This is a genomic window from Roseomonas sp. USHLN139 (assembly GCF_037145735.1).
Lineage (GTDB): Bacteria > Pseudomonadota > Alphaproteobacteria > Acetobacterales > Acetobacteraceae > Pseudoroseomonas.
Genome location: NZ_JBBCWY010000001.1, coordinates 1256312 through 1280604 on the forward strand (window position 1 = coordinate 1256312; position 24293 = coordinate 1280604).

The window sequence follows — 24293 nt, forward strand, 5'->3', positions numbered from 1 at the left end:
CGCCGCAGGGTGCCGCCCGCTTCCGCCAACCGGCCGGGGCGGTTAAGCCCGGCCTCCCAGGGATGCGGCCGCCGGCGAGGCCGGCCCGTCCAGCCGCCGGGGGCGACCCGGAACCCGCGACCCGGAGCGCGATCTTGCCGCCGTCCGCCACCCTGACCCACGACGCCGCCAGCGGGTCCCCGCCCGGCCTCAAGCGCGGCAACGCCTCCGGCGCGATGGGCGACGCCATCTTCGCCGCCGCCTGCCGCGGCGCCGGCCTGCTGGTGCTGGCCCTGCTCGGCGCCATCATCATCGGCCTGTTCATCGGCGGCCTGCCGGCCTTCCGGGCCTTCGGCCCCGGCTTCGTCTTCTCGACCGAATGGGACCCGGTGCAGGAGGTGTTCGGCGCCGGCGTCTCGATCTACGGCACCGTCATCACCGCCGTGCTGGCGCTGCTGCTGGCCGTGCCGCTGGCCTTCGGCGTCGCCTTCTACCTGACCGAGCTGGCGCCCGCCTGGCTGCGCCGCCCGGTCGGCACCGCGGTCGAGCTGCTGGCCGCCGTCCCCTCGATCATCTACGGCATGTGGGGCTTCTTCCTGATCGTCCCCTTCATGGCCCAGACGGTGCAGCCCTTCGTCATCGACACGCTGGGCGAGCTGCCGGGGATCGGCTTCCTCTTCGCCGGCCCGCCCTTCGGCACCGGCATCTTCACTGCGGCCCTGATCCTGGCGATCATGGTGCTGCCCTTCGTCGCCGCCACGATGCGCGACGTCTTCGAGACGGTGCCGGCGGTCTACAAGGAAAGCGCCTACGGCCTCGGCTGCACCCAGTGGGAAGTCGTCCGCAGCGTCGTGCTGCCCTATACCCGCATCTCGGTGGTCGGCGGCATCATGCTGGGCCTCGGCCGGGCGCTGGGCGAGACCATGGCGGTCACCTTCGTCATCGGCAATGCCAACCGCATCTCGACCAGCCTGTTCGGGCCGGGCAACACCATCGCCTCGGTGATCGCGCTGGAATTCGGCGAGAGCGAGCTCGGCAGCCTGAAGCTCTCGGCGCTGCTGGCGCTGGGCTTCCTGCTCTTCGTCATCTCCTTCATCGTGCTGGCGGCCTCGCGCTTCCTGCTGCGCCAGCGTCGGAAGGCCTGAGCCCATGAGCGCCACCACCCACGCCGCTCTGCCCAAGGCTGGCCTGCCGGGCGGCCCCGCCAAGAACCTGGCGGTCGCCGCCGCCCTCGGCCGCCGCCGCCGCGCCACCGCGCTGGTCGTGAAGCTCGCCTGCTACGCCGCCACCGGCATCGGCCTGGTGCTGCTGCTGTCGATCCTCGGCACGCTGTTCTGGAACGGCTTCACCGCCCTCTCGCCGCGGGTCTTCACCGAGGTCACCAAGCCGCCGGGCTCCGAGGGCGGCCTGCTGAACCCGATCATCGGCAGCCTGATCCAGGCCGGCATCGGCACCCTGATCGGCACGCCGATCGGCCTGCTGGTCGGCACCTACCTGGCCGAATACGCCAAGGGCTCGCCGCTGGCCAATGCGGTGCGCTTCGTCTCCGACATCCTGCTCTCGGCCCCCTCGATCCTGATCGGCCTGTTTGTCTATCAGATCCTGGTGGTGCCCTTCGGCGGCTTCTCCGGCTGGGCCGGCTCGATCGCGCTGGCGATCATCGTCATCCCGATCGTGGTCCGCACCACCGAGGACATGCTGCGGCTGCTGCCCGACACGCTGCGCGAGGCGGTGATCGGCCTGGGCGCGCCGAAGTGGAAGATGATCACCCTGGTCTGCTGGCGCGCCGCCGCCTCGGGCATCGTCACCGGCGTGCTGCTGGCGGTGGCCCGCGTCGCTGGCGAGACCGCGCCGCTGCTCTTCACCTCCCTCGGCAACCTGAACTGGTCGCTCAGCCTTTCCGGGCCGATGTCCAGCCTGCCGATCACCATCTACTCCTACGCCGGCTCGCCGTATCAGGACTGGATCGCCCTGGCCTGGGCGGGTGCGCTGATCATCACCCTCGGCGTCCTCGGGCTCAACATCGCAGCGCGCACGCTGCTGCGCCGCAAGTGAGGCAGATCATGAGCGCTTCCATGACCCAGACCGTCGACGCCATGCCCGGCCTGCAGGCCCGCAGCGGCGAGGCGCTGAACCCGGCCCGCATCGCGGTGCGCAAGCTCGACTTCTACTACGGCGACCACAAGGCGCTGAAGTCGATCGACTTCGACCTGCCGGACCGCCAGGTGACCGGCATGATCGGCCCCTCGGGCTGCGGCAAGTCGACGCTGCTGCGCGTGCTGAACCGGATGTACAGCCTCTATCCGGGGCAGCGCGCCACCGGCCAGGTGCTGCTCGACGGCAAGAACATCCTGGACGACGATGTCGACATCAACGCGCTGCGCTCGCGCGTCGGCATGGTGTTCCAGAAGCCGACGCCCTTCCCGATGACCATCTATGAGAACATCGCCTTCGGCATCCGCCTGCACGAGAAGCTGAACAAGGCGCAGATGGACGAGCGCATCGAATGGGCGCTGACGCGGGCCGCCATCTGGGGCGAGGTCAAGGACCGGCTGAACAGCTCGGCCATGGGCCTCTCCGGCGGCCAGCAGCAGCGGCTCTGCATCGCCCGGACCATCGCCGTGCGGCCGGAAGTGATCCTGCTGGACGAGCCGACCTCGGCGCTCGACCCGATCTCCACCCTGAAGATCGAGGAGCTGATCGACGAGCTGAAGCGTGACTTCACCATCGCCATCGTCACGCACAACATGCAGCAGGCGGCGCGCTGCGCCGACCAGGTGGCCTTCTTCTACCTCGGCGAGCTGATCGAGGTGGCGCCGGCGGAAGAGATGTTCACCGCGCCGAAGCAGAAGAAGACCCAGGAATACATCACCGGCCGGTTCGGCTGATCGGGGCTGTCATGGAAACCTTGCAGAGCGAGCATATCGTGAAGTCCTACGAAGAACAGCTCAAGCGCCTGCGTGACATGGTCGCCCGCATGGGCGGCCTGGCCGAGCGCCAGGTGGCCGACGCCGCCGCCGCGCTGATCCGCCGCGACACCGAGCTGGCCAGCGCGGTGGTCGGCCGCGACGGCGAGATCGATGCGCTGGAAACCGAGATCGAGAATTTTTGCGTCCGCCTGCTGGCGCTGCGCCAGCCGATGGCCTCCGACCTGCGGCTGATCGTCGCCGCCATGAAGGTGTCCACGGACATCGAGCGCATCGGCGACTACGCCCGCAACGCCGCCAAGCGCGCCATCGTCGTCTCGCAGCAGCCGCTGCTGGGCAGCCTGAACGGCTTCCAGTGGATGGCCAAGCTGGTGCAGGAGAACCTGAAGGACGCGATCGACGCCCTGGTCAAGGAGGATGCCGTCGCCGCCGAGCGCGTCTGGGGCGCCGACGCGCCGGTCGACGACATCTACAACGGTATCTTCCGCGAGATGCTGACGCACATGATGGAGGACCCGCGCAACATCACCGCGGCGACCCATCTGCTGTTCATCGCCAAGAACTTCGAGCGGATCGGCGACCACGCCACCAACATCGCCGAGACCGTGCATTACGCCGTGCTCGGCCACACGCTGCCGGAGGACCGGCCGAAGTCGGACAGCTCCGCCTATACCGTCGTCCGCCCGCCCGTCTGACCGCCTGAGGAGAGCATTTCCCGATGGCCGAGCTGCATTCCGGCATGTCGCGTCCCACCATCCTGGTGGTCGAGGACGAGGCGCCGCTGCTGACCCTGCTGCGCTACAACCTGGAGAAGCAGGGCTTCCGGGTCGATGAGGCCGCCGACGGCCAGGAAGCCCTGATGCGGGTGGCCGAGGCGCCGCCCGACCTGGTGCTGCTGGACTGGATGCTGCCGGCGCTCTCGGGCCTCGAGGTCTGCCGCCAGCTGCGCCGCCGCCCCGATACCCGCGACCTGCCGATCATCATGGTCACCGCGCGCACCGAGGACCAGGACGCCGTCCGCGCCCTCGACACCGGCGCCGACGACTATATCGCCAAGCCCTTCGTCATGGACGCGCTGATGGCGCGTATCCGGGCGCTGCTGCGCCGCTCCGGCGGCGTCGCGACCAAGGGCGTGCTGGCCTGGCAGGACGTGTCGATGGACCAGGACGCGCACCGCGTCACCCGCAACGGCCGCGCCCTGCATCTCGGCCCGACCGAGTACCGCCTGCTGGAGTTCTTCCTGCAGCACCCGGGCCGGGTCTTCTCGCGCGAGCAGCTGCTCGACGCCGTCTGGGGGCGTGACATCCATGTCGAGCCGCGCACCGTCGACGTCCATATCCGCCGCCTGCGCAAGTCGGTGAACGCCGATGGCGAGGTGGATATCATCCGCACCGTCCGCTCGGCAGGCTACGCGCTGGATCTGGAGCACGCCTGAAGGGAAGAAAGGGGCAGGCCAGGGGAATGAATTCCCCCGCGGCGCAGTGCGCCGCGCCCGTTCTTTTTTCTGTCTGACTGCCGTGTCCACGAGGAGACGGGACGTGAAACGGCCAGTGCACAGCGCGACCTTCCAGGTCGCGCTGTCTTTGTGCGATGCTTTGGCGACGGCGCAGGTAAGGCGGCGGCCCACGAACGGCCGGTGATCAGAAAGAAGATGGGCGCAACCGTATACGGTTGCGGGGGGAATTCATTCCCCCAGCCTTTGCCTGTCTTCTCTGCTCAGACAGTGACCTCCCCCAGCAGCAGCGTCTGCCGCCGGATCAGCCACACCGCCCGCTCGAACAGCGTGGTGACGCGGAACAGCAGGCTCTGGTCTTCCGGCGTCAGGGCTTCGGTCGTCGACACCCGGCGGCGCAGCTGGTCCATCATCTCGGAGCGGTCGGCCGAGAGCTCGCGCAGCATCGCCAGGTCGTCGCTGTCGCCCCCGCTGCCGACTTCCTCGAGCTGCAGCAGCAGAAGGTGCAGCGCCTCGGACAGCTGCAGCACGCGGCTGGCGACCGGCGCCTGGGACGGGCCGGCGGCGGCGATGGCGAAGTCGCCGATGGTCTCGCGCAGCGCCGCCAGCAGCTCGTTGCGGTTCTCCAGCAGCACGGCGCGGTCCAGCGTGCCGCGATCCGGGTCGCGCGCCAGCAGCTCGGCCAGGAAGGCCTTGGTGGCCTGCTCGACGCTGGCGGCGGCGGCCAGCTGGGTGGCGACCGGCGGCATCGCCGGGCTGGCCTCCGGCACCGGGCTCAGAACCGGGGCCAGCAGGCCGGGCAGGCGGGCGGCCAGGCCGGCCTGCTCGCGCTCGACCAGGTCGAGGGCGCTCGGCGGGTCGTCGAGCGCCTGGTCGTAGAGGAAGCGCGGGCGGCCGAGCGCCTCGGCGGGCGTCGCCGGCGACAGGCGTTCCAGCAGGGCGCGCATCGGCCGGCCGAGCGGCGCCAGGGCGAGGGCGGTCACCACCTGGAAGATCAGGAACAGCCAGCCGATGCGCTCCGGCAGGCGCTCGGCCAGCTGCCCGGTCAGCCAGAGCACCAGCGGGATGCCGTGCTGCTCCAGCACGAACAGGCCGAGGAACAGCAGCGTGCCGATCACCTTGAACAGCGTCTGGAACCAGGCGAGCTGGCGCGCCGAGCCGGACAGGTTGCCCGACAGCAGCAGCACCGACAGCCCCGAGCCGAGCGAGGCGCCATAGACCACCATCACCGTCTGCTCGAAGCCGAGCAGGCCGAGGCCGGCCAGGGTGATCGCCAGGATCGAGACGGTGGAGGAGGATTGCGCGACGATGGTGACGACGACGCCGACCAGGAAGGACGGGGTGAGGGCGCTGCCGGAGAAGGCCAGCAGCTCGCGCACCAGCGCCAGGTCGCGCAGCGGCGCGGCGCCGGCCTTGATGGTGGCCAGCCCCAGGAACAGCAGCCCGAGCCCGGCCAGCGCCCCCAGCAGCGGCCGCAGCCGACCGCCATGGTCGATGCCGAAATAGCTGGCGAAGCCGACCAGGCCGAACAGCCAGAGCACGGCCAGCCGCAGGTCGATGGTCGCCAGCAGCACCAGGCCGGCGGTTCCCGCATTGGCCCAGGCCAGCGCCGGCAGGGCGCGCGCCAGCGGCAGCAGCCCGGCGGTATAGAGGCTGGTGGCGATGAAGGTGACGGCGTTGGAGCTCTGCGTCAGCGCGCCAAGCAGCAGGCCGGTGCCGGCGGCCGAGACCGGGCCGCGGGTCGCCCGCCGCATGGCGCCGCGCAGCCGCGGGCCGGCCATGGCCTGCAGCCCGTTGCCGACCCCCTTGATGCCGAGGAAGAACAGGCCGAGGCCGCCGAACAGGCTGGCGAAAAGGTCCATCAGGCGGGGCTCTCAGGCGGGGCGGCGGGTGGCGAGGGTCAGCAGCAGCGCCAGCACCAGCAGCAGCCCGCCGCCCGAGCCGATCAGCAGCAGGCGGCGGGTCTCCGCGTAGCGCGCGGCGGAGTCGCGCAGCATGGCCTCGCGGCTGGCCTGGACGGCGCCGGCGATGGCCTCGGCGGCGGCGTCCAGCTTCTGTTCCAGCGCGCGGTCGACGCCGCGCACCCGGTCATCGATGGCGCGCGGCCCCTCCGGCGTGGCCGGGTCGGCGCCGGCCAGGGCCTCGGCATAGCGGGCGGCCAGCGCGGCATGCTCGGCGGCCAGGGCCGGCAGCGGGGCGCCGGCCTCCCCGGGCAGGCGCGGCGCCGCCTCGGCCAGCCGCTGCAGCAGGCCGGCGGTGCGCGTCTGCTCGGCCAGGAAGCGGTCTTCCAGCGCCCGCCGGCTGGCCGCTTCGCGCGAGCGCAGCAGCAGGTTCTTCCATTCCTGCACCTGGCGCTTGAAGCCGGTCTCCGCCCGCCGGCCGGTGTCGAGGACGGCCTGCAACTCGGCCAGCTCGGCCGAGGCGGCGCGGTGGGCGGCATCGGTCCGGTGCAGGGCGAAGAGGCCGAGCCCGGCCATGCCGAGCAGCACCAGCATCACCAGCCCGCCCAGCATCAGGCGCATGCGCATCGGTGGGATGTCCCGGAATGCCTCGCGACCTGTCATGAAACCGTCACGAAGCGTCTGTTTTCAAAAAGGAAAGCCTGCCGGCGGCCGGCGCCGGCATCGATGCCGCGCGGGCTTGTCCGCGTCAAGCGCGCGGCCGCCTGAGGCCGGTGATGGCTGCCGTCCTGACAAGCGCCGCGCGGGGCGGTAATCTGGCGCCGACATTCCCGCCCGAGTCGAGAGGAAGGCAGCCGGACATGGCGATGAGCACGCAACTGGCGCTGCGGCTGCGGCCCGAGGCGGAGGCGGTGCCCGAGCTGCTGGACCGGCTGGAGGCCTTCGCCGAGGAGGCGGAACTGCCGCCCGGCATCGCGCATCGCCTGGCGCTCGTCGCCGAGGAGCTGGTGGCCAATGTCGCCATGCACGGCCAGGGCGCCAGCTTCGTCGAGGTCGTCCTGCAGCAGGAGGGCGACGGGCTGCACCTGCTGATCACCGATGACGGCCCCGCCTTCGACCCGCTGGCCGAGGCGGCGCCCGACACCGACACCGCGCTCGAGGAGCGCGAGATCGGTGGCCTGGGCATCCATTTCGTCCGCAAGATGGTCCGCAGCCTGGACTATCGGCGGCAGGACGGTTGCAACCGCCTCGCGGCGGTGCTGGACGCGGGCTGAAGCGCGCGGCACTTTGGCGCCACGCGTCAGAGACGATTGAGAGACGCAAAGAGGAGCGTGACGAGTATGCAGATCGCCGAGATCAAGTCCGGGACCGTGACGGTCGCCGCCTTCGAAGGGCGGCTCGACACCGCCACCGCCGCGGCGGCGGAGAGCAAGCTGCTCGCCCTGCTGGAGGAAGGCGGCGTGGTCGCCGACCTGGAGGGGGTGCGCTATGTCTCCTCCGCCGGGCTGCGCGTGCTGCTGAAGGCCGCCAAGCAGGCCAAGACCGCCGGCAAGCCCTTCAGCGTCTGCGGGCTGCAGGCGCCGGTGCGCGAGGTCTTCGAGATCTCCGGCTTCGACAAGATCATCCCGGCCTATGCCACCCGCGCCGAGGCGCTGGCCGCCTGATCCCGCGCCGGCGGACGCCCTTCCTTCCGGGGGCGGCCGCCGGGCTTTCCCGGCCGGAGGCATGATGCAGGGATCTCCCGCCTCCACGGGCTTGCAGGCCAGCCTGCTGGACGGGCTGGCCCGGCTCGCCGGCCTGGCGCCGAGCGAGGTGCTGCTCGGCCGGCTGCGCCGCGCCGCCCTGCTGCTCGCCGGCATGACCGAGGCGCGGCTGCCGCCCGCCGATCCCGAGGATCCCTTCTGGGCCGCGCTGCTCGACGCCGTCACCGTGCAGGAGACGCGGCTGTTCCGCGCCGCGGCGCAGCTCGAGGCGCTGGCCGCGCTGGTCTTCCCCGGCCTGCGCGATCTCTCCCGCCCGCTGCGCCTGCTCTCCGCCGGCTGCGCCACGGGGGAGGAGGGCTGGACGCTCGCGGCCCTGGCCGGCGAGGCCGGCTTCGCCGCCGAGGTCACCGGCATCGACCTCTGCCGCCCGGCCCTGGCCCGCGCCGCGACGGGCCGCTTCCCGCCCGGCCCGCCCGATCCGCTGCGCGACGTGCCCCTGGCCTATCTGCGGCATTTCCTGCGCCTGCCCGATGGCGGGGCGCGCGCCGAGACGCCGCCGGGCGTCACCGTGTCCTGGTCGCGGCAGAACCTCTGCGGGCTGGCCGTGCCGCAGCAGGGCTTCGACATCATCCTGTGCCGCAACGTGCTGATCTACCTGACCGAGCCCGCCCGCGCCGCGGTGCTGCAGGGGCTCGTCGCGCGGCTGGTCCCGGGCGGCGCGCTGCTGCTGGGCGCGACCGACGCGCCGCCGCCCGGCCTCGGCCTCGTCCCCTGGGCGCCGACGCAGCCCTCGCTGTGGCGGCGGGCATGAGCGCGCTGCTGGCCGGCGGCCGCGCCTGGCGGCTGCCCGAGGGCGTGGAGGCGGTGCCGCCGCTGCGCCCGCGCCCGCTGCCCGGCGCCGCGCCGGGGCTGCTCGGCCTGGCGCTGCAGGGCGGCCAGCTGCTGCCCGTGCTGGCGCCGGGCGGCGCCGCCGGCCCGGTCTGGCTGCTCTGCCCGGCGGGCGAGGCGGGCGGGCGGCTGCTGCTGACCGGCGAGGCGCTGCTGGCCGAGGCCCCGGCGGATGCCCAGCCGCTCGAGCTGCCGCCGGCGCTGCTCGGCCTGGCGCCGGCCGCTGCCGTGGCGCCGCTGCGCGTCGCCGCCGCGGGGCCCGCCGCAACGCCGCACCCGGTCGCCGAGCGGGCGCAGGCCAGCCGCCTGGGCCTCGGCCTGGGCGGCGGCCGGATGCTGCTGCCGCTGGCCTGGCTGGCGCGGGTGGTGCCGATGCCGGCGCTGGCCCCGGCGCCGGGCCTGCCGCCGGGCGCGCTGGGGCTGGGCCTGGCCGCCGGGCTGGGCGCCGGCGAGGGTGCGCCGGTGCTGGTGCTCGACGCCCGCAGCCTGGATCCGGCGCTGCCGGAGGGCCGCGACGCGCCGCTGCTGGCGGTGCTGGCGATCGATGACCGGCTGTTCGGCCTGCCCTGCGACCGCGCCCTGCCGCTGACGGCGGCGCAGGCCGGCGCCTTCTCCGCCATGCCGGCCGGGCAGCTGGCCGATGTCCTGGCCGCCGCGCCGGCGCTGCGCCGCCTGGCGCCGCCGCACCATGCGCGGCCCTCGCCGCCCGCGGTGCCAACCCGCAGCCTGATGCTGGCCCGCGCCGGCACCCAGCTTTTCGCGCTGCCGCTCGAGGAGGTCGCCGGCGTCGTGCCGCCGCAGGTCCCGGCACCGCTGCCGGCGGGGCTGGCCGTGGACGCGCCGGACGGCGTGGTGGCGCATCGCGGCGACGTGCTTCCCGTGGCCGATGCCGGCCATGCCCTGGGCGGGGCGCCGGTGCTGGCGCCGGGCCGGGCGGTGCCGCTGCTGCGCCTGGCCGGGCCGCAGGCGGTGGCGCTGGCGGTGACCGCGGTGCTCGGCCTGCGCGCCGTGCCGCTGGCCGGCATGGTGGCGCTGGAGGAGGGCGGCATCGTCGCCGCGCTGCTGCCCTTCCAGGGCCTGCCGCTGCCGGTCTGCCGCGCCGGGCCGCTGGCCCGCGCGGCGGCCCAGGCGCCGCCGGACAGGATGCCCGCGTGATCCGCGTCCTGGTGGTGGACGACAGCGGGTTCATGCGGCTGGCGCTGAAGCGGATCATCGAGGCGGATGGCGACCTCCGGGTGGTGGGCGAGGCGGCCAATGGCGCGACCGCGCTGGAACTGGCCGCGCAGCTGCGCCCCGATGTCGTGGCGCTCGATGTCGAGATGCCCGGCATGGACGGGTTGGAGGTGACCGAGCGGCTGATGCAGCTGCCGGCGCCGCCCGCCATCGTCATGGTCAGCCACCATACCCGCGACGGCTCGGAGGCAGCGCTGGCGGCGCTGGCGCGCGGCGCCGCCGATTACCTGTGGAAGGGCTCGGCGCTGTCGGGCCTGGATCTCGGCCAGATCGACCGCGAGCTGCGCGGCCGGCTGCGGCACTGGGCCGGGCAGCGCGCCCGCGCCCGCACCGAGGGCGAGAGCCCGGCCGCGGCGCCGCTGCCGCTGGCGGTGCTCGACCCGCCGCCAGCACTGCCGCCGCTGCGGCGGCTCGGGGCCTGCGACGTGCTGCTGCTCGGCGCCTCGACCGGCGGGCCGGATGCGGTGGCCGAGTTCCTGGCCGCCGCCGGGGTGCTGCCGGTGCCCTGCCTGGTGGCGCAGCACATGCCGGCCGATCTCGGGCCGGATTTCGTCCGCCACTTGGCGCGGCGCAGCGGGCTGCCGGTGCGCCTGGGCGAGCGCGGCCTGCACCCGCTGGCGGGCGAGGTGGTGGTGCTGCCGGGCGGCACCGATGGCCATCTGGCCCGCGCCGCCGATGGCGGCTTCCTGCTCCGGCTGGCCGCCGGCCCGGGGCCGGTGCACCCCTCGGTCGACCTGCTGTTCCAGTCGGCGGCGCTGGTCGCACGGCGCGCCATGGCCGTGGTGCTGACCGGCATGGGGCGCGATGGCGCGGCGGCGGCGGTGGCGCTGGCGGCGCGCGGCGCGCTGCTGCTGGCGCAGACGGCGGAGAGCTGCGTGGTCGCCGGCATGCCGGTGGCCTTCGCCGAGGCCGCCCGCGCCCATGGCGCCGAGGTGGAGCTGGCGACCCCGACGGCGCTCGGCCGCCGCGCCGCCCGGCTGCTGGCGCGCTGAGCCAAGCTCAAGGATGAGCCCTGGCGACAGGGGCCGCAAAACCGGTCATGCTGCCGCCGCGTTCCGGGCAAGGGACGCATCGGATGGAGCAGGGCATGGCGGAGCCGCTGGACCCGGAACTGCTGGAGGCCTTCCTGCCGGAATGGCTGGAGGGCGCCGTGGACCTGGCCGCGGCGGCGACGCCGGAGGCCGCGCAGCGCATGGTCGACCGGCTGCGCGCCATGGCCGCCGCCTTCGGCATCGCCTCGCTGACGCGCATGCTGGAGCCGGCCGCTTCCCTGCTGGAGGAGCCGGGCCTGCCCGGCATCCCGGCGCTGGGCGAGGCGCTGGCGCGGCAGGCCGAGGCGATCGCCGCCACCGGCCATGACCTGCCGCCGCCGGACGCCGCGCCAGCCCCGCCGCCTTCCTTCCCGGAGGGGCCATCGCCGGACCTGCCGCCGCCCACGCGGCCAGCCGCCGCCGCGCCCGCCCAGGCCCCGCGCATCCGCGCCCTGGTGGTCGACGACAGCGCCATGATGCGCCGGCTGGTGCGCGAGACGCTCTCGGCCGATGCGGATTTCACCGTCGTCGGCGAGGCCGGCGATGGCCGCGCCGCGCTCGGGCTGATGGCCGAGCTGAAGCCCGACCTGACCATGCTGGACATCGAGATGCCGGTGCTGGACGGCATCGGCACGCTGCGCGAATGGGCGCTGGCCGGGCATGGCGCGGTGGTGATCGTCTCCTCCGCCGCGCGGCCGGGGACGGAGCTCGCCGTGCTGGCGCGGCGGCTGGGGGCGGCGGCGGTGGTCGGCAAGCCCTCCGGCGCCTTCAGCCCCGATCTGCGCGACCGCCAGGGCGATGCCATCCTGCGCGCGGCGCGGCGGGCGGTCGGCCTGCCGGCGCCGCTCGGCGCGGAGGGCTGAGGCGATGCTGGGCGATGACGACGCGCTCTGGGGCGAATTCGCCGCCGAGACGGAAGAGCATCTCGACACCATCGAGGCGGTGCTGGGCAGCGGCGCCGCGGCGCTGGAGCGCGAGCAGGTCAACACGCTGTTCCGCGCCTTCCACAGCCTGAAGGGCATGAGCGACGCGCTGGGCGCCCCCGGCATGAAGAACGTCGCCCATGTCGCCGAGGATATCCTGGGGAATGCCCGTTCGGGGAAGCTGGTGGTCGATGCGGCGGTCAGCGGGGTCCTGCTCGGCGCGGTGGATGCGCTGCGGCGGCAGCGGGCGGCGGTGCTGGCGACGCATCAGGACATGCCCGCCGATCCGGCGCTGATCGCGCAGCTGCAGCGCATCGCCGGCGGCACCGCACCGACCCCGCCCGCGCCCCGCCCGCCGCCGCCCCCGGCGGCGGCACCGGAAAAGAATCCGCTGGTCGGGGTGGTGGCGTCGCGGGTGCTGGCGGCGGTGCCGATGCTCGGCCATCTGGCCGGCGAGACCGTCGCCGCGCGCGACCCCTTGGCGCTGCAGGAGGTGGAGGCGCTGGCCGAGGCGGCGGCCCTGCTCGGCCTGCCGCGGCTGGCGGCCGGCTTCGCGACGCTCGTCGAGGCGGCCGGCAGCATCGCTGGCCTGCCGGCGCTCGGTCTGCTGCGCCGCCAGCTGGAACGGCTGGAGGAGCTGGCCGGCGAAAGCGCCGGCGCCGCCGAAATCCCCGGTGCGACGCGCGGCGAGCTGGCGCCGCGGCTGGCCGGCCTCGCCGTGCGGCTGGCGGCGCTGACCGAGGGGCATGGCGACGCGCCGGCGCTCGCCGCGGCGGCGCGGGCGGCGGCGGCGGCGGCCTGCGCGCTGGGGCAGGAGGCGCTGGAGACCCTGCTGCTGACGCTGGAGGACCTGGCCGACCGGGCGGCCGACCCGGATGCGGCCGCCGTGCTGGCGATCCAGGGCCCGGCGCTGGCCGAGCGGCTGCAGGCGGCGGCCGAGGGCGAGCCCCTGGCGCCGCGCGCCCTGCCGCCGGCCGAGGCGGCGGCCGAGGCGCTCGACCCGCGCCTGCCGCCGGCCTTCCGCGGCAGCATGGGGGCCGCCGCGCGCGGCCGGGCGCTGGCGGCGCTGGCGGCCGGGCAGCGGCTGTTCGTCGCGCGGCTGGCGCTGGGCCAGGAAGCCGCCATCGAGAACGCCATCGGCGCCTGGCTGCACGAGGAGGCGGAGGTGCTGGCCAGCCGCAACCTGCCGCCGCCCGCGCCTGGCCTGGCCGCCGAGCTGGAGACCCTGTTCGCCAGCGGCGCCGAGCTGTCGCTGCTGCAGGCGCATGCCCGGACGCTGGACCCGGAGCACCGCGTGCTGCGCGACCTGGCGCTGCTGCCCGAGGGCAGCGTCGAGCAGGCCGAGGCCGGCCCCGTCACCATGCGGGTGCGGCAGGAGACCATCGACGGCATCATCAACCTGCAGGCCGAGGTGCGCGCCGCTGCCCTGTCGCTGTCGGAGACGCTGCAGGAGGGCGGTGGCCGCGGCGCCATCGGGCGCCTCGCCGCGCTGGAGCAATGGCTGCCCGGCAATGTCGCGCCGCATCTGGCGCAGGCGCTGGAGCGGCTGCGGCGCGTGCAGGATTCGATGGAGGCGGCGGAAAGCCGGCTGACGCTGTCGCTGCGCCGGCTGGACGAGGCGGTGATGGAGCTGCGCGTCGTGCCCATCGGCACGCTGTTCTCCCGGCTGCCCCGGGTCGCGCGGGCGGTGGCGCGGGCCAGCGGCAAGGAGGTGGAACTGCTGCTGGAAGGCCAGGAAGTCGCCATCGACCGCAGCCTGGTCGAGCTGCTGGCCGATCCGCTGCTGCATCTGGTGCGCAACGCCGTCGACCACGGCATCGAGGACCCGGCGGCGCGCGCGGCCGCCGGCAAGCCGGCGCGCGGCACGCTGAAGATTTCCGCCGCCCGGCGCACCGGGCAGATCCGCGTGCGGGTCTCCGATGACGGCGCCGGCATCGACCGCGACCGGGTGCTGGCGCGGGCGATCGCGCGCGGCCTGATCGGCCCGGCCGAGGCAGCGCGCCTGTCGCCCGACGAGGTGCATGGCCTGCTGTTCCGCCCGGGCTTCTCGACCGCCGAGACGGTGACGGAGACCTCCGGCCGCGGCGTCGGGCTGGATGTGGTGCAGGACGCCGTGCGCCGCGCCGGCGGCACGCTGGACGTCACCAGCGAGCCCGGCCAGGGCAGCAGCTTTTCGCTGCGCCTGCCGCTGACGGCGGCGGTGCAGACCGTGCTGCTGGTTGAGGTCGGCGGCCATCCTTACGCGCTGCCCGCCGGCCGCGTCGATTCCGTGGTCGAGCGCGACGCCCTGCCGCCCGGCGCCGAGCTGCGCCGCCTTTCCGAGCTGCTGAACCTGCCCGCCGCCGAGGAGACCGGCGAGGGCGCCATCGTCATGCTGCGCAGCGGCGGGCGGGTGCTGGGCCTGGCGGTGGACCGGGTGCAGCGGCGCTCCGACCTGCTGCTGCGGCCGATGCACCCGGCGCTGGCCGGGCTGCCGGGCGTCGGCGGCGTCGGCGTTCTGGGCAATGGCGAGCCGGTGGTGCTGCTCGAGCCGGACGGGATGTGATGCCGCTCAGGGCCGCCAGGGCAGGGTGCCCGGCGGCAGTTTTTTGGCGAATGCCGTCGCCAGCAGCATCAGCGCGGCGGTGACAAGAAGCGCCAGGCAGCTGGTCGCCGCGGCCTGCGGGCCCTGGCCGGCATCCTGCAGGTTGAAGACCAGCACCCCCAGCGTCTGGCTGCCCGGCCCATGCAGCAGGGCGCTGACGGTGACCTCGTTGACCGCCATCAGCAGGACCAGCAGCCCGCCCGCGCCCAGCGCCGGCGCCAGCAAGGGCAGCTGCACCCGCCACAGCCGCCGCAGCGCCCCGGCGCCGAGCGACTGCGCCGCGCGGTCCAATGCCGGGTCCAGCCGTGCCGCCGCTGCCGCGACCGGCCGCAGGGCCAGCGCCTGGAACCGCGCCAGATACGCAAAAAGAATCAGCCCCAGCGTGCCATAGACCGCGCCGCCGCCGGGCAGCCCGAGCACCAGCAGGATCACCGAGACGGCGGTGCAGGCGCCGGGCAGGGCATAGGGCAGGTCGACGCCGAGCGTCGCCCAGCGCACGGACCGGCGGTGCTGGTTCAGCGCGACCGGCAGCGCCGCCAGCGCCAGGAGCAGCGCGGCGCCGCCCGCCAGCAGCAGCGAATGGCCCAGCGCCGGCAGGGTCTGCGCCCCCGGCGCCAGGCTCGCCGCGAAATGCCGCAGCGTGGCATTGCCCGCGGTCAGCGGCACGCCGGTCGCCGGCGCCAGCGCGGTGCAGAGCAGCGCCGCCAGCGGCAGCGCCAGCACTGCCAGCAGGTAGAGCAGCAGGATCGGCAGGGCGAGGCGGGTGGCGGCGTTCCCGGGGGCGGGCCGCAGCGCGCGCCCGTTGCTGCTGCCCCAGGCACCGGCGCGGGCGGCGGCGAATTGCAGCCACAGCCCCGGCAAGGCCAGGGCCGCCAGCAGCAGGGACAGCGCCGCCACCTCGGCCAGCGCCGCCGGACCGATGGAAGAAAGCTTCTGCCAGATCAGCAGAGTCAGCAGCGGGTAGCGGCCGGGGATGCCGAGCAGCGCGGCGATGCCGAAATTGCCGAGCGCGGCGACGAAGGCCAGCCCCATCCCGGCCAGCAGCCCCGGCAGCAGCAGCGGCGCCACCACCCGGCGCAGCGTCGCCGCCGGCCCGGCGCCCAGGCTGCCGGCCGCCGAAAGAAACTCGCCCGGCAGCCGGCGCGCCAGGCCGGCGATGGCCAGCAGCACCAACGGGGCGCCCTGGATGCCCAGCAGCAGGATCATGCCGCCGGGCCCGTAGAGCGGGTTCGGCGTGCCCAGCGGCGGCGCCAGGTCCAGCGCCAACAGCAGGGCGGAGGAGGGGCCGCCGAGCTGGCTGAAGCCCAGCGCCATGATCTGCGGCGGCACCAGCAGCGGCAGGACGCTGGCGAACAGCAGGAAGGAGCGCGTCGGCAGGGCGTGCAGCAGCAGCAGCCAGGCCTGGGACGCGCCCAGCAGGCCGGCCAGCAGCGCCGCGCCGCCGGCGACGAACAGGCTGCGCCCGGCGGCCCGCCAGATGCCGGGATCGGCGGCGAGCGCCGGCAGCGCCGCGCCGGGCGCCTCGGCCAGCAGGCGCAGCGCCGGCGCCAGGCCGATCGCCGCCAGCCAGAGCAGCGCCGCCCAGGCCAGCGGCGGCAGTGTCTCGCGGTTACTGGCCGACAAGGCTGGCGAAGCGACGGAGGTCGGCGGCGAGGCTCGCGCTGGCGGCCGCGACGTCGAAGGGCAGCAGCTTCAGCGTCTTCGGGTCGGGGAAGCCGGCCGGCGGGGCGACCTCCGGATCGGCGGGCAGGAAACCCTGCTCGGCCGCCAGGGCCTGCCCCTCCGGCGAGAGCAGAAATGACAGGAAGGCCGCCGCCGCCTCGGGATTGCGGCTGGATTTCAGGATGGCGGCGGGCTCGGTGATGGCGCTGACGCCCTCGCTCGGCGTGATGAAGCGCAGGGGGGCACCCTGGGCGGCTTCGCGGATGGGCAGGTAATCGACGATGATGCCGAAGGCGCGCTCGCCGCCGGCGACGGCCTGCAGCACGGCGCCGTTGCCGCCGCGCGGCTGCAGCCCGGCCGCCGCCAGCTTCTCCCAATAGGCCCAGCCCAGCGCCGGCGACTGTGCCACCGCCTGGACATGGATCGCCGCCGCGCCGGAGACGGCCGGGGAGGGCATGGCGGTCAGGTTGCGCGCGGCGGGCTTCAGCAGATCGGCCCAGGCCGCCGGCGCGAAGGGGGCGCGGGCATGGGCGACGATGCCGGTGGTCAGCAGCTTGGTGGCGAAGTAGCAGCGGTCGGGGTCATGGCGTTCGGCGGGGACGCCGCCGAGCGCGACCTCGGGGCTCGGCCGCAGCAGGCCCTCGCGCTTCAGCCCCTCGAAGGTCAGGCTGTCGGCCAGCAGCAGCACATCGGCCTTCGGCGCCCCGGCGGCGAGCTCGGCGCGCAGCCGCGGCAGGATCTGGTTGGTGCCGCCACGGATCCACTCCACCGTGACGCCAGGGTGGCGGGCGCGGAAGGCGGCCACCGTCTTCGCCGCATCGGGCTCCAGCTGGCTGGTATAGAGGGTCAGCCGGCCGCCCAGGCCCTGGGCGCGCAGCAGGGACGGCATCGCCAAGGGGGCCAGAAGCCCGAGCTTCAGGAAGCCTGCGCGCCGCATCATCGAATATTCCCCCCCTCTGGGCCGAAGCCGCCTCCCTACCGCCGCCGCGGCCGCTCGGGCAGGGGGGGCAGGTGAAGTTTCGGTGACGGTCCCCCCATGTTTACAGGCCATCGGTGCGATCTTATGACGAAGCTTCCCGCCGAGGTGCCAGAAGGCCCCGGCGGAAAGGCACCAACGGGAGGGCTGCAGGCGATGGATACGGACAACGACATCCTCTTCGACCGGCTGGAGGGCGGGATCGCCCGCGTCACCTTCAACCGGCCGCAGGCCCGCAACGCCTTCACCTTCGCCATGTATGAGCGGCTGGCCGCCTTCTGCCAGGAGGTCGCCGAGGACAAGTCGGTCCGCGCCATCATCCTGACCGGCTCGGGCGACAAGGCCTTCGCCGCCGGGACCGACATCAACCAGTTCCGCGCCTTCAAGTCCCCCGAGGACGCCATCGCCTATGAGGAGCGGGTCGGCCGCGTCATCGCCACGCTGGAAGCCTGCCCCAAGCCGACCATCGCCGCCATCGCCGGCGCCTGCACCGGCGGCGGCGGCGCGCTGGCGGCCGCCTGCGACATCCGCATCGGCGCCGCCAATGCCCGCTTCGGCTTCCCGATCGCCAAGACGCTGGGCAACATCCTGTCCATGGGCGCCTTCTCCCGCCTGGTCGCCCTGATCGGCCCGTCGCGCGCCAAGGAGATGATCTTCACCGCCCGCCTGGTCGAGGCCGAGGAAGGCAAGGCGATCGGCCTGCTGCACGAGGTGCTGCCCGAGGGCGCCGACCTGCAGGCCCGCGCGCTGGAGGTGGCCAAGACCGTCGCCGCCAACGCCCCCTTGACGCTGCGCGCCACCAAGGAGGCGATCAGCCGGCTGCGCCCGGCGATCTCCTCGGAGGAGGGCAAGGACCTGATCCTGATGTGCTATATGAGCCAGGATTTCCGCGAAGGCATGGATGCCTTCCTCAACAAGCGCCCCCCCGTCTGGAAGGGCGAGTAAGGCTTCACCCCCGCATGATCCCGCGCCTCGCAGACCTGCCCGCCCCGGCCGCGCCCGCCCTGGCCTTCCTGGACGAGCTGCGTCTGCGCGGCTTCGCGGGGGACCTCTCCGCCGGCTTCGACGACCGGCTGATGATGGCCACCGACAATTCCATCTACCAGCGCCAGCCGCAGGCGGTGGTCTTCCCGCGCGGGGTCGAGGATCTGCAGCGGATCGCCCGCGTCAGCGCCGATCCGCGCTTCCACGGTGTCGCCATCGGCCCGCGCGGTGGCGGCACCGGCACCAATGGCCAGTCGCTGACCGATGGCATCGTCGTCGATGTCTCGCGCCACATGAACCGCCTGCTCGAGGTCAATGCCGAGGAAGGCTGGGTCCGCGTCGAGCCCGGCCTGGTCAAGGATGCGCTGAACGCCGCCATCAAGCCGCTGGGCCTGTTCTTCGCCCCGGAATGCTCGACCAGCAACCGCGCGACGCTGGGCGGCATGATCTCCACCGATGCCTGCGGCCAGGGTTCCTGCCTGTATGGTAAGACGCGGGACCATGTGCTGTCGCTGTCCGTCGTGCTGATGGACGGCACCCTCTGGGACAGCCGGCCGCTGACCGACGAGGAACTGGCCCCGGTCGCCCGCCGCCAGGACATGGTCGGCGCCATCCACCGCGTCGCCGACGGCATCTTCCGCGAACATGCGGCGCTCATTGCCGAGCGCTTTCCGCCGCTGAACCGCTGCCTGACCGGCTACGACCTGGCGCATCTGCGCGACGAGCAGGGCCGCTTCAACCTGAATTCTCTTCTGTGCGGTTCGGAAGGCACGCTGGCGATGATCGCCGAGGCGCGCATCCGCGTCCTGCCGATCCCGAAGCGCAGCGCGCTCGTCAACCTGCGCTACGACAGTTTCGACGCCGCCCTGCGCGACGCCCGGGTGCTGATGGCGCTCGGCGCCGCCTCGGTCGAGACCGTCGATTCCAAGGTGCTGGGCCTGGCCCGCGGCGACATCGTCTGGTCCGGCATCGCCGAGTTCTTCCCCGATGACCCGGAAGGGGCGGCGGCCGGCATCAACCTGATCGAGTTCGTCGGCAATTCCGAGGCGGAGGTCCGCCGCACCCTCGACCCGGTCGTTGACCGGCTGAAGGCCGAGGGCCGGGCGGCGGGACGCCGCGGCTATACCATCGCCTGGGACGCCGCCGGCGAGCGCATCCAGGGCATGCGCAAGCGCGGCGTCGGCCTGCTCGGCAACATGAAGGGCGACCGCCGGCCGATCGCCTTCGTCGAGGACACGGCCGTCCCGCCGGAGAACCTGGCCGACTACATCGCCGAGTTCCGCGCGGCGCTGGACCGCCGCGGGTTGGAATACGGCATGTTCGGCCATGTCGATGCCGGCGTGCTGCATGTCCGCCCGGCCATCGACATGAAGGCCGAGGGCGCCGAGCAGCTGATCCGTGCCGTCTCCGACGAGGTCTTCGCGCTGACCCGGAAGTATGGCGGCCTGCTCTGGGGCGAGCACGGCAAGGGCGTCCGCTCGGAATACGTCCCCGAGGTCTTCGGGCCGCTCTACCCGGCGCTGCAGGCGGTCAAGGCCGCCTTCGACCCGCGCAACCAGCTCAACCCCGGCAAGATCGCCGGCCCGGATGGCGAGGCGCTGCTGGCCATCGACCGCGTCCCCATGCGCGGCCAGCTCGACCGCACCATCCCGCCCGAGGTGCGCGCTGGCTATGACGAGGCGCTGCACTGCAACGGCAACGGCGCCTGCTTCAACTACGACCTGCAGGACGCCATGTGCCCGTCCTTCAAGGTCACCGGCGACCGCCGCCATTCGCCGAAGGGCCGCGCCAGCCTGTTCCGCGAATGGCTGCGCCAGCTCGCCGCCGCCGGCATTGATCCGACGCGGGAGGCCACCGCCCTCGCGCGCGGCGCCCGGCTGCGCGACTGGCCGGCCCGGCTGCGCGCCACCCTGGCCCTGCGGCGCGGCGAGGAGGACTTCTCCCACCAGGTCAAGCAGGCCATGGATGGCTGCCTGGCCTGCAAGTCCTGCACCGGGCAATGCCCGATCAAGGTCGATGTGCCGAGCTTCCGGGCCCGCTTCCTGGAGATCTATCACGGCCGCTACCTGCGCCCGCTGCGCCACCACCTGATGGGTCAGATGGAGCGTGCGCTGCCGCTGGCCGCCCGCGTCCCCGCCCTTGCCAATTTCGCCCTCGGCAGCGCCCTGGGGAAGGTCGTCGGGAAGAAGCTCGGGCTGGTGGATGCGCCGCTGCTGACCGGCATCGACCTGCTGCGCGAGGCCGCCCGCCGCGGCGTCCTGCTCGCCTCCCGCGAGGCGCTGGCCGCCATCCCGACGGCCGAGCGCGACCGCCACGTCGTCCTCGTCCAGGACGCCTTCACCAGCCATTTCGAGACGTCGCTGGTCCTCGACCTGGCCGAGGCGCTGACCCGGCTGGGCTTCACCCCCTGGCTGGCGCCCTTCCGCCCCAATGGCAAGCCGCTGCATGTGCATGGCTTCCTCGGCGCCTTCCGCCGCCAGGCGGGGGCCAATGCCGCCATGCTGCGCGAGCTCGCCGCCACCGGCATCGGGCTGATCGGCCTCGACCCCTCGATGACGCTGGCCTATCGCAGCAGCGACTATGCCGGGCTCGACGCACCCAGCGTGCTGCTGCCGCAGGAATGGCTGGCCCGCCGCCTGGCCCTGCTGCCGCAGCTGCCCCCCGGCGAGGGCTTCGCCCTGCTGCCCCACTGCACCGAGCGGACCAATGCCACCGCCTCGCTGAAGGACTGGCAGGCGGTCTTCATGCGGCTGGGCACGCCGCTGACCATCCTGGCCTCCGGCTGCTGCGGCATGGCCGGCACCTATGGCCACGAGGCCGAGCACCGCGAGACCTCGGCGCAGCTCTACGCCCTGAGCTGGCAGCAGCACGTGGCGAAGCACGGTGACCGCCTGCTGGCCACCGGCTATTCCTGCCGCAGCCAGGTGAAGCGGCTGGACGACCAGCGGCTGCAGCACCCGATCCAGGCATTGCTGGCCCGGCTGCGGCAGGCGCCGGGCGAGCAACTGCCCAAAGCCGCCTAAGCACCGGGGGGAAGAATGAATTCTTCCCCCCGGAACCCCCCATCATCTTTTTCTGCAAGGCTGCCGCGGTCTGCCTCACAGGCGGGACGCGACAGAAAGACACATGAGCAACGACGACTACATCTACGACGAAGCCACCGGCGAATGGCGCCCGGCCAGCGAGGTTGCGGCCGCCGCCGAAGCCGCGAAGCCTCAGGCCAGGGACGCCTCGGGCAATCTGCTGGCCGATGGCGATGCCGTCACCCTGATCAAGGACCTCAAGGTCAAGGGCACCAGCCAGACCCTGAAGCAGGGCACCGTCATCCGCTCGATCCGCCTGACCGACGACCCGGAGCTGATCGACTGCCGCCACGACACCATCAAGGGCCTGGTGCTGCGCACCGAATTCGTCCGCAAGAAGTAGTCAGGCTTCCAGGAAGGCCCGCACCAGCCGGGCCCGCGCGCTGCTCCGCTGCCACAGCACGCCGATGCGGCGCGGCGGGCAGGGGCGGGGCAGGGCGATCCGCGCCAGCCGCAGCCCGGCCGGCCAGGGCGGCGCCCAGTCGGGCACCAGCGCGACGCCCAGGCCCCGGTCGACCATCACCGCGATCGCGTCCAGCGCGTCCAGCTCGTAGCGCTCCCGCGGCCGCAGCCGCGCCTCGCGCAGGTAGCGATCCGCCAGCCGCCCGCCCCACTGGTCGCGGTCGTAGCGGATGAAAGGCTGCGTCGCGAGCAGCCCATGCGGCTCCGCCCCGGCCAGCGCTTCCGGCGCCAGCAGCACCAGCGGCTCCTCCCGCAGCAGATGCCAGGCGCAGCTCTTCGGCGGCGAGAAATCCGGCTGCACGATCAGCGCCGCATCCAGCTCGCCCACCAGCACCCGGCGATACAGCTCGGCCGAGATGCCGGGTGAGATATGCGCCTCCATCCCCGGATAGCGCGCCGCCATCCGCGCCAGCAGCCCCGGCAGCAGCCCGGTCAGCCCGGTGGCGATGGCGCCCAGCCGCAGCTCGCCCGCCAGCCCGCCGCCGGTGGCGGAATCACGCAGGTCGCGCAGGTCGCGCAGCAGCGCCCGCGACCGCTCAAGGATCGCGAGCCCCGCCTCGGAGGGGGCCACCGCCCGGCCGGCGCGCAGCAGCAGCCGGGCGCCCAGCTCCTCCTCCAGCGCGCGGATCCGCTGGGCGAGGGCGGCCGGCGTCAGGTTCAGCCGGCGGGCGGCGGCGGCGATCGAGCCCTCCTCGACCACGGTGACGAAGCTGTCCAGGAATCGGGTGTCCATACGACAAGGAAAACTATCTTCCGAAAGCAGGAAAGGAAGGGTTTTCTGATGGGGACGCAGCCCGCACACTGCCCCCATCGCGGCCCCCGGCCGCATCGGGAAAGACTGGAAGAAAGATGGATCTCGGATTGAAGGGGAAGGTCGCCCTGGTGCTGGGCGCCGGCGGCGGCCTGGGCAGCGCCATCGCGGCGTCGCTGGCGGCCGAGGGTGCCAGGCTGGCGCTCGCCGATGTCAGCGCCGAGAGCCTGGCCCGCACCGAAGCCGCCGTGAAGGCCGCCGGCACGCAGGCCATCAGCCTGGTCTGGGACCTGGCCGACCTGGCCGGCGTCGAGACCAGCGTCGCCCGCATCGAGGCCGAGCTGGGCCCGGTCGCCATCCTGGTCAACAACACCGGCGGCCCGCCGCCGACCCCGGTTTCCGGCCAGGACCCGGCCGTCTGGGCCAAGCACTTCAACGCCATGGTGCTGTCGGTCATCGCGCTGACCGACCGCGTCCTGCCGGGCATGAAGACCGCCGGCTGGGGCCGCATCATCACCAGCACCTCGTCGGGCGTGGTGGCGCCGATCCCCAATCTCGGCCTGTCCAACGCGCTGCGCTCGACCCTGCTCGGCTGGTCGAAGACCCTGGCGCGCGAGGTCGGCGGCCACGGCATCACCGCCAACATCATCCTGCCGGGCCGCGTCGCCACCGACCGCATCAAGTTCCTCGACGAGCAGAAGGCCAAGCGCGAAGGCCGCCCCGTCGAGCAGGTTTCGGCCGAGAGCACCGCCTCCATCCCCGCCGGCCGCTATGGCCGTCCCGAGGAATACGGCGACACGGTTGCCTTCCTGGCCTCGACCCGTGCCTCCTACATCAACGGCTCGGTCATCCGCGTGGATGGCGGGCTGATCGCCAGCATCTGAAGGTCATCACCATGTCCGTCGAAGTCGCTCCGCTCGACCAGAAGATCATCGACACCCTCTCCGGCATCTCCACCGCCACCCTGACGACGGTGCTGCTGAAGAAGGGCCTGCGCAACGTCTGGATGCGCGGCACCCGGCCGCTGAAGCCGGGCCAGCCGCGCCTGGTCGGCCGCGCCTTCACCCTGCGCTTCGTCCCGGCCCGCGAGGACCTGGCGACGCCGGCCAGCTGGTCCAACCCGATCTCCACCCGCAGCGCCATCGAGGCGATGCCGGAAGGCGTCATCGTCGTCGCCGACGCCATGGGCAGCACCGATGCCGGCATCTTCGGCGACATCCTCTGCGCCCGCATGGCGAAGAAGAACGTCGCCGCCCTGATCACCGACGGCGTGGTGCGCGATGGCGCCGGCGTCATCGGCACCGGCCTGCCGGTCTGGTGCCAGGGCAATGCCGCGCCGCCGTCGGTCGCCGCCCTCACCTTCATCAACTGGCAGGAGCCGGTCGGCTGCGGCGGCGTCGCCGTCTTCCCGAATGATGTCGTGGTGGTCGACGATGACGGCGCCGTGCTGATCCCGCAGGCGATCCTGGAAGAGATCACCGCGCTGGCCGCCGAGCAGGAAGCGCAGGAAAGCTGGATCATGGGCGAGGTCGAGAAGGGCGCCTCGCTGCCCGGCCTCTATCCGCCCAACGCGGAGAACAAGGCCCGCTACGAGGCCTCCCGCAAGAAGTGATTTCTGTCGGTTGTCGCCGGACGCTGTCCGGCGACGCGGCTGATTGACGAGGGCAGGGGGCCACGCCCGCTGCGCTAAAGAAAGACCGGAAGCAGGCACGGCCCCCGCTGATAAGGGGCCGGCCGGCGGCCGGGAACCGGG

General features: G+C 73.5%; 22 protein-coding genes. 17 read left to right on the forward strand and 5 right to left on the reverse strand.

Annotation, left to right across the window (positions count from 1 at the left end; translation table 11 throughout):
* Window positions 1-134: 134 nt before the first annotated feature.
* Genes pstC through phoB form a run of 5 tightly spaced genes read left to right on the forward strand, consistent with a single transcriptional unit; the run spans window position 135 to window position 4341 of the window.
* Complete coding sequence (pstC, locus tag WFI16_RS05810) at window positions 135-1124, forward strand: phosphate ABC transporter permease subunit PstC (RefSeq protein WP_442970641.1); 990 nt, start codon at window positions 135-137, stop codon at window positions 1122-1124.
* Between the two features lie 4 nt (window positions 1125-1128).
* Window positions 1129-2034, forward strand: a complete 906-nt coding sequence (pstA, locus tag WFI16_RS05815; protein WP_419896843.1) for a phosphate ABC transporter permease PstA — start codon at window positions 1129-1131, stop codon at window positions 2032-2034.
* A 41-nt stretch (window positions 2035-2075) separates the two neighbouring features.
* The gene (gene pstB, locus WFI16_RS05820) at window positions 2076-2867 is read left to right on the forward strand and encodes a phosphate ABC transporter ATP-binding protein PstB (protein ID WP_442970653.1); all 792 of its coding nucleotides are present in this window, start codon (window positions 2076-2078) and stop codon (window positions 2865-2867) included.
* A gap of 11 nt (window positions 2868-2878) precedes the next feature.
* Entirely contained in the window at window positions 2879-3601 is a 723-nt protein-coding gene (phoU, locus tag WFI16_RS05825) for a phosphate signaling complex protein PhoU (protein WP_419896845.1), read from the forward strand.
* A 23-nt stretch (window positions 3602-3624) separates the two neighbouring features.
* Window positions 3625-4341, forward strand: a complete 717-nt coding sequence (phoB, locus tag WFI16_RS05830; RefSeq protein ID WP_419896846.1) for a phosphate regulon transcriptional regulator PhoB — start codon at window positions 3625-3627, stop codon at window positions 4339-4341.
* A gap of 281 nt (window positions 4342-4622) precedes the next feature.
* Here phoB and WFI16_RS05835 read toward each other — a convergent pair whose 3' ends face one another.
* The gene (locus tag WFI16_RS05835; protein ID WP_419896847.1) at window positions 4623-6221 is read right to left on the reverse strand and encodes a Na/Pi symporter; all 1599 of its coding nucleotides are present in this window, start codon (window positions 6219-6221) and stop codon (window positions 4623-4625) included.
* 12 nt (window positions 6222-6233) lie between these two features.
* Window positions 6234-6887 (reverse strand): hypothetical protein, encoded by a 654-nt coding sequence (locus WFI16_RS05840; RefSeq protein ID WP_419896848.1) that lies wholly within the window; start codon window positions 6885-6887, stop codon window positions 6234-6236.
* A gap of 233 nt (window positions 6888-7120) precedes the next feature.
* Between WFI16_RS05840 and WFI16_RS05845 the strand changes: the two genes are divergently transcribed.
* The 7 genes from WFI16_RS05845 (at window position 7121) to WFI16_RS05875 (ending at window position 14583) form a co-directional block, all read left to right on the forward strand.
* Complete coding sequence (locus WFI16_RS05845; protein ID WP_419896849.1) at window positions 7121-7534, forward strand: ATP-binding protein; 414 nt, start codon at window positions 7121-7123, stop codon at window positions 7532-7534.
* A gap of 66 nt (window positions 7535-7600) precedes the next feature.
* On the forward strand, window positions 7601-7924 hold the full coding sequence (locus tag WFI16_RS05850; protein ID WP_419896850.1) for an STAS domain-containing protein: 324 nt from the start codon (window positions 7601-7603) through the stop codon (window positions 7922-7924).
* Between the two features lie 64 nt (window positions 7925-7988).
* Window positions 7989-8774, forward strand: coding sequence for a CheR family methyltransferase (locus WFI16_RS05855; RefSeq protein WP_419896851.1), 786 nt, complete (start codon window positions 7989-7991; stop codon window positions 8772-8774).
* A complete protein-coding gene (locus WFI16_RS05860; RefSeq protein ID WP_419896852.1) occupies window positions 8771-10006 on the forward strand; it encodes a chemotaxis protein CheW in 1236 nt (411 codons plus the stop codon). Before WFI16_RS05855 ends, WFI16_RS05860 begins: the two co-directional genes overlap by 4 nt.
* Window positions 10003-11076 (forward strand): chemotaxis protein CheB, encoded by a 1074-nt coding sequence (locus tag WFI16_RS05865; protein WP_419896853.1) that lies wholly within the window; start codon window positions 10003-10005, stop codon window positions 11074-11076. The genes WFI16_RS05860 and WFI16_RS05865 overlap by 4 nt, the downstream gene beginning before the upstream one ends.
* 95 nt (window positions 11077-11171) lie before the next feature.
* Window positions 11172-11978 carry a response regulator gene (locus WFI16_RS05870; protein ID WP_419896854.1) on the forward strand — a complete coding sequence of 269 codons (807 nt, stop codon included), beginning with the start codon at window positions 11172-11174 and terminating at the stop codon, window positions 11976-11978.
* A 4-nt stretch (window positions 11979-11982) separates the two neighbouring features.
* The gene (locus WFI16_RS05875; protein WP_419896855.1) at window positions 11983-14583 is read left to right on the forward strand and encodes a chemotaxis protein CheA; all 2601 of its coding nucleotides are present in this window, start codon (window positions 11983-11985) and stop codon (window positions 14581-14583) included.
* A gap of 6 nt (window positions 14584-14589) precedes the next feature.
* Here WFI16_RS05875 and WFI16_RS05880 read toward each other — a convergent pair whose 3' ends face one another.
* The gene (locus WFI16_RS05880) at window positions 14590-16245 is read right to left on the reverse strand and encodes an ABC transporter permease (RefSeq protein WP_419896856.1); all 1656 of its coding nucleotides are present in this window, start codon (window positions 16243-16245) and stop codon (window positions 14590-14592) included.
* On the reverse strand, window positions 16232-17224 hold the full coding sequence (locus WFI16_RS05885; protein WP_419896857.1) for an ABC transporter substrate-binding protein: 993 nt from the start codon (window positions 17222-17224) through the stop codon (window positions 16232-16234). The genes WFI16_RS05880 and WFI16_RS05885 overlap by 14 nt, the downstream gene beginning before the upstream one ends.
* Before the next feature lie 192 nt (window positions 17225-17416).
* Here WFI16_RS05885 and WFI16_RS05890 point away from each other — a divergent pair, with 192 nt between their 5' ends.
* The 3 genes from WFI16_RS05890 to WFI16_RS05900 all read left to right on the forward strand — a co-directional run bounded on the left by WFI16_RS05890 (window position 17417) and on the right by WFI16_RS05900 (window position 21670).
* Window positions 17417-18205: an enoyl-CoA hydratase/isomerase family protein gene (locus WFI16_RS05890; RefSeq protein ID WP_419896858.1), complete on the forward strand. Its 789-nt coding sequence runs from the start codon at window positions 17417-17419 to the stop codon at window positions 18203-18205.
* A gap of 14 nt (window positions 18206-18219) precedes the next feature.
* A complete protein-coding gene (gene ydiJ / locus WFI16_RS05895) occupies window positions 18220-21267 on the forward strand; it encodes a D-2-hydroxyglutarate dehydrogenase YdiJ (protein WP_419896859.1) in 3048 nt (1015 codons plus the stop codon).
* Window positions 21268-21370: 103 nt separating this feature from the next.
* Window positions 21371-21670, forward strand: coding sequence for an alkylphosphonate utilization protein (locus WFI16_RS05900; RefSeq protein ID WP_419896860.1), 300 nt, complete (start codon window positions 21371-21373; stop codon window positions 21668-21670).
* Here WFI16_RS05900 and WFI16_RS05905 read toward each other — a convergent pair whose 3' ends face one another.
* Entirely contained in the window at window positions 21671-22522 is an 852-nt protein-coding gene (locus tag WFI16_RS05905; protein ID WP_419896861.1) for a LysR family transcriptional regulator, read from the reverse strand. It abuts the gene before it with no gap.
* A 116-nt stretch (window positions 22523-22638) separates the two neighbouring features.
* On the opposite strand from WFI16_RS05905, the gene WFI16_RS05910 reads away from it, so the two are divergent.
* Together WFI16_RS05910 and WFI16_RS05915 are read left to right on the forward strand one after the other, a co-directional pair.
* A complete protein-coding gene (locus WFI16_RS05910; protein ID WP_419896862.1) occupies window positions 22639-23424 on the forward strand; it encodes an SDR family oxidoreductase in 786 nt (261 codons plus the stop codon).
* Between the two features lie 11 nt (window positions 23425-23435).
* Window positions 23436-24152: a ribonuclease activity regulator RraA gene (locus WFI16_RS05915; protein WP_419896863.1), complete on the forward strand. Its 717-nt coding sequence runs from the start codon at window positions 23436-23438 to the stop codon at window positions 24150-24152.
* The last annotated feature ends 141 nt before the right edge of the window (window positions 24153-24293 follow it).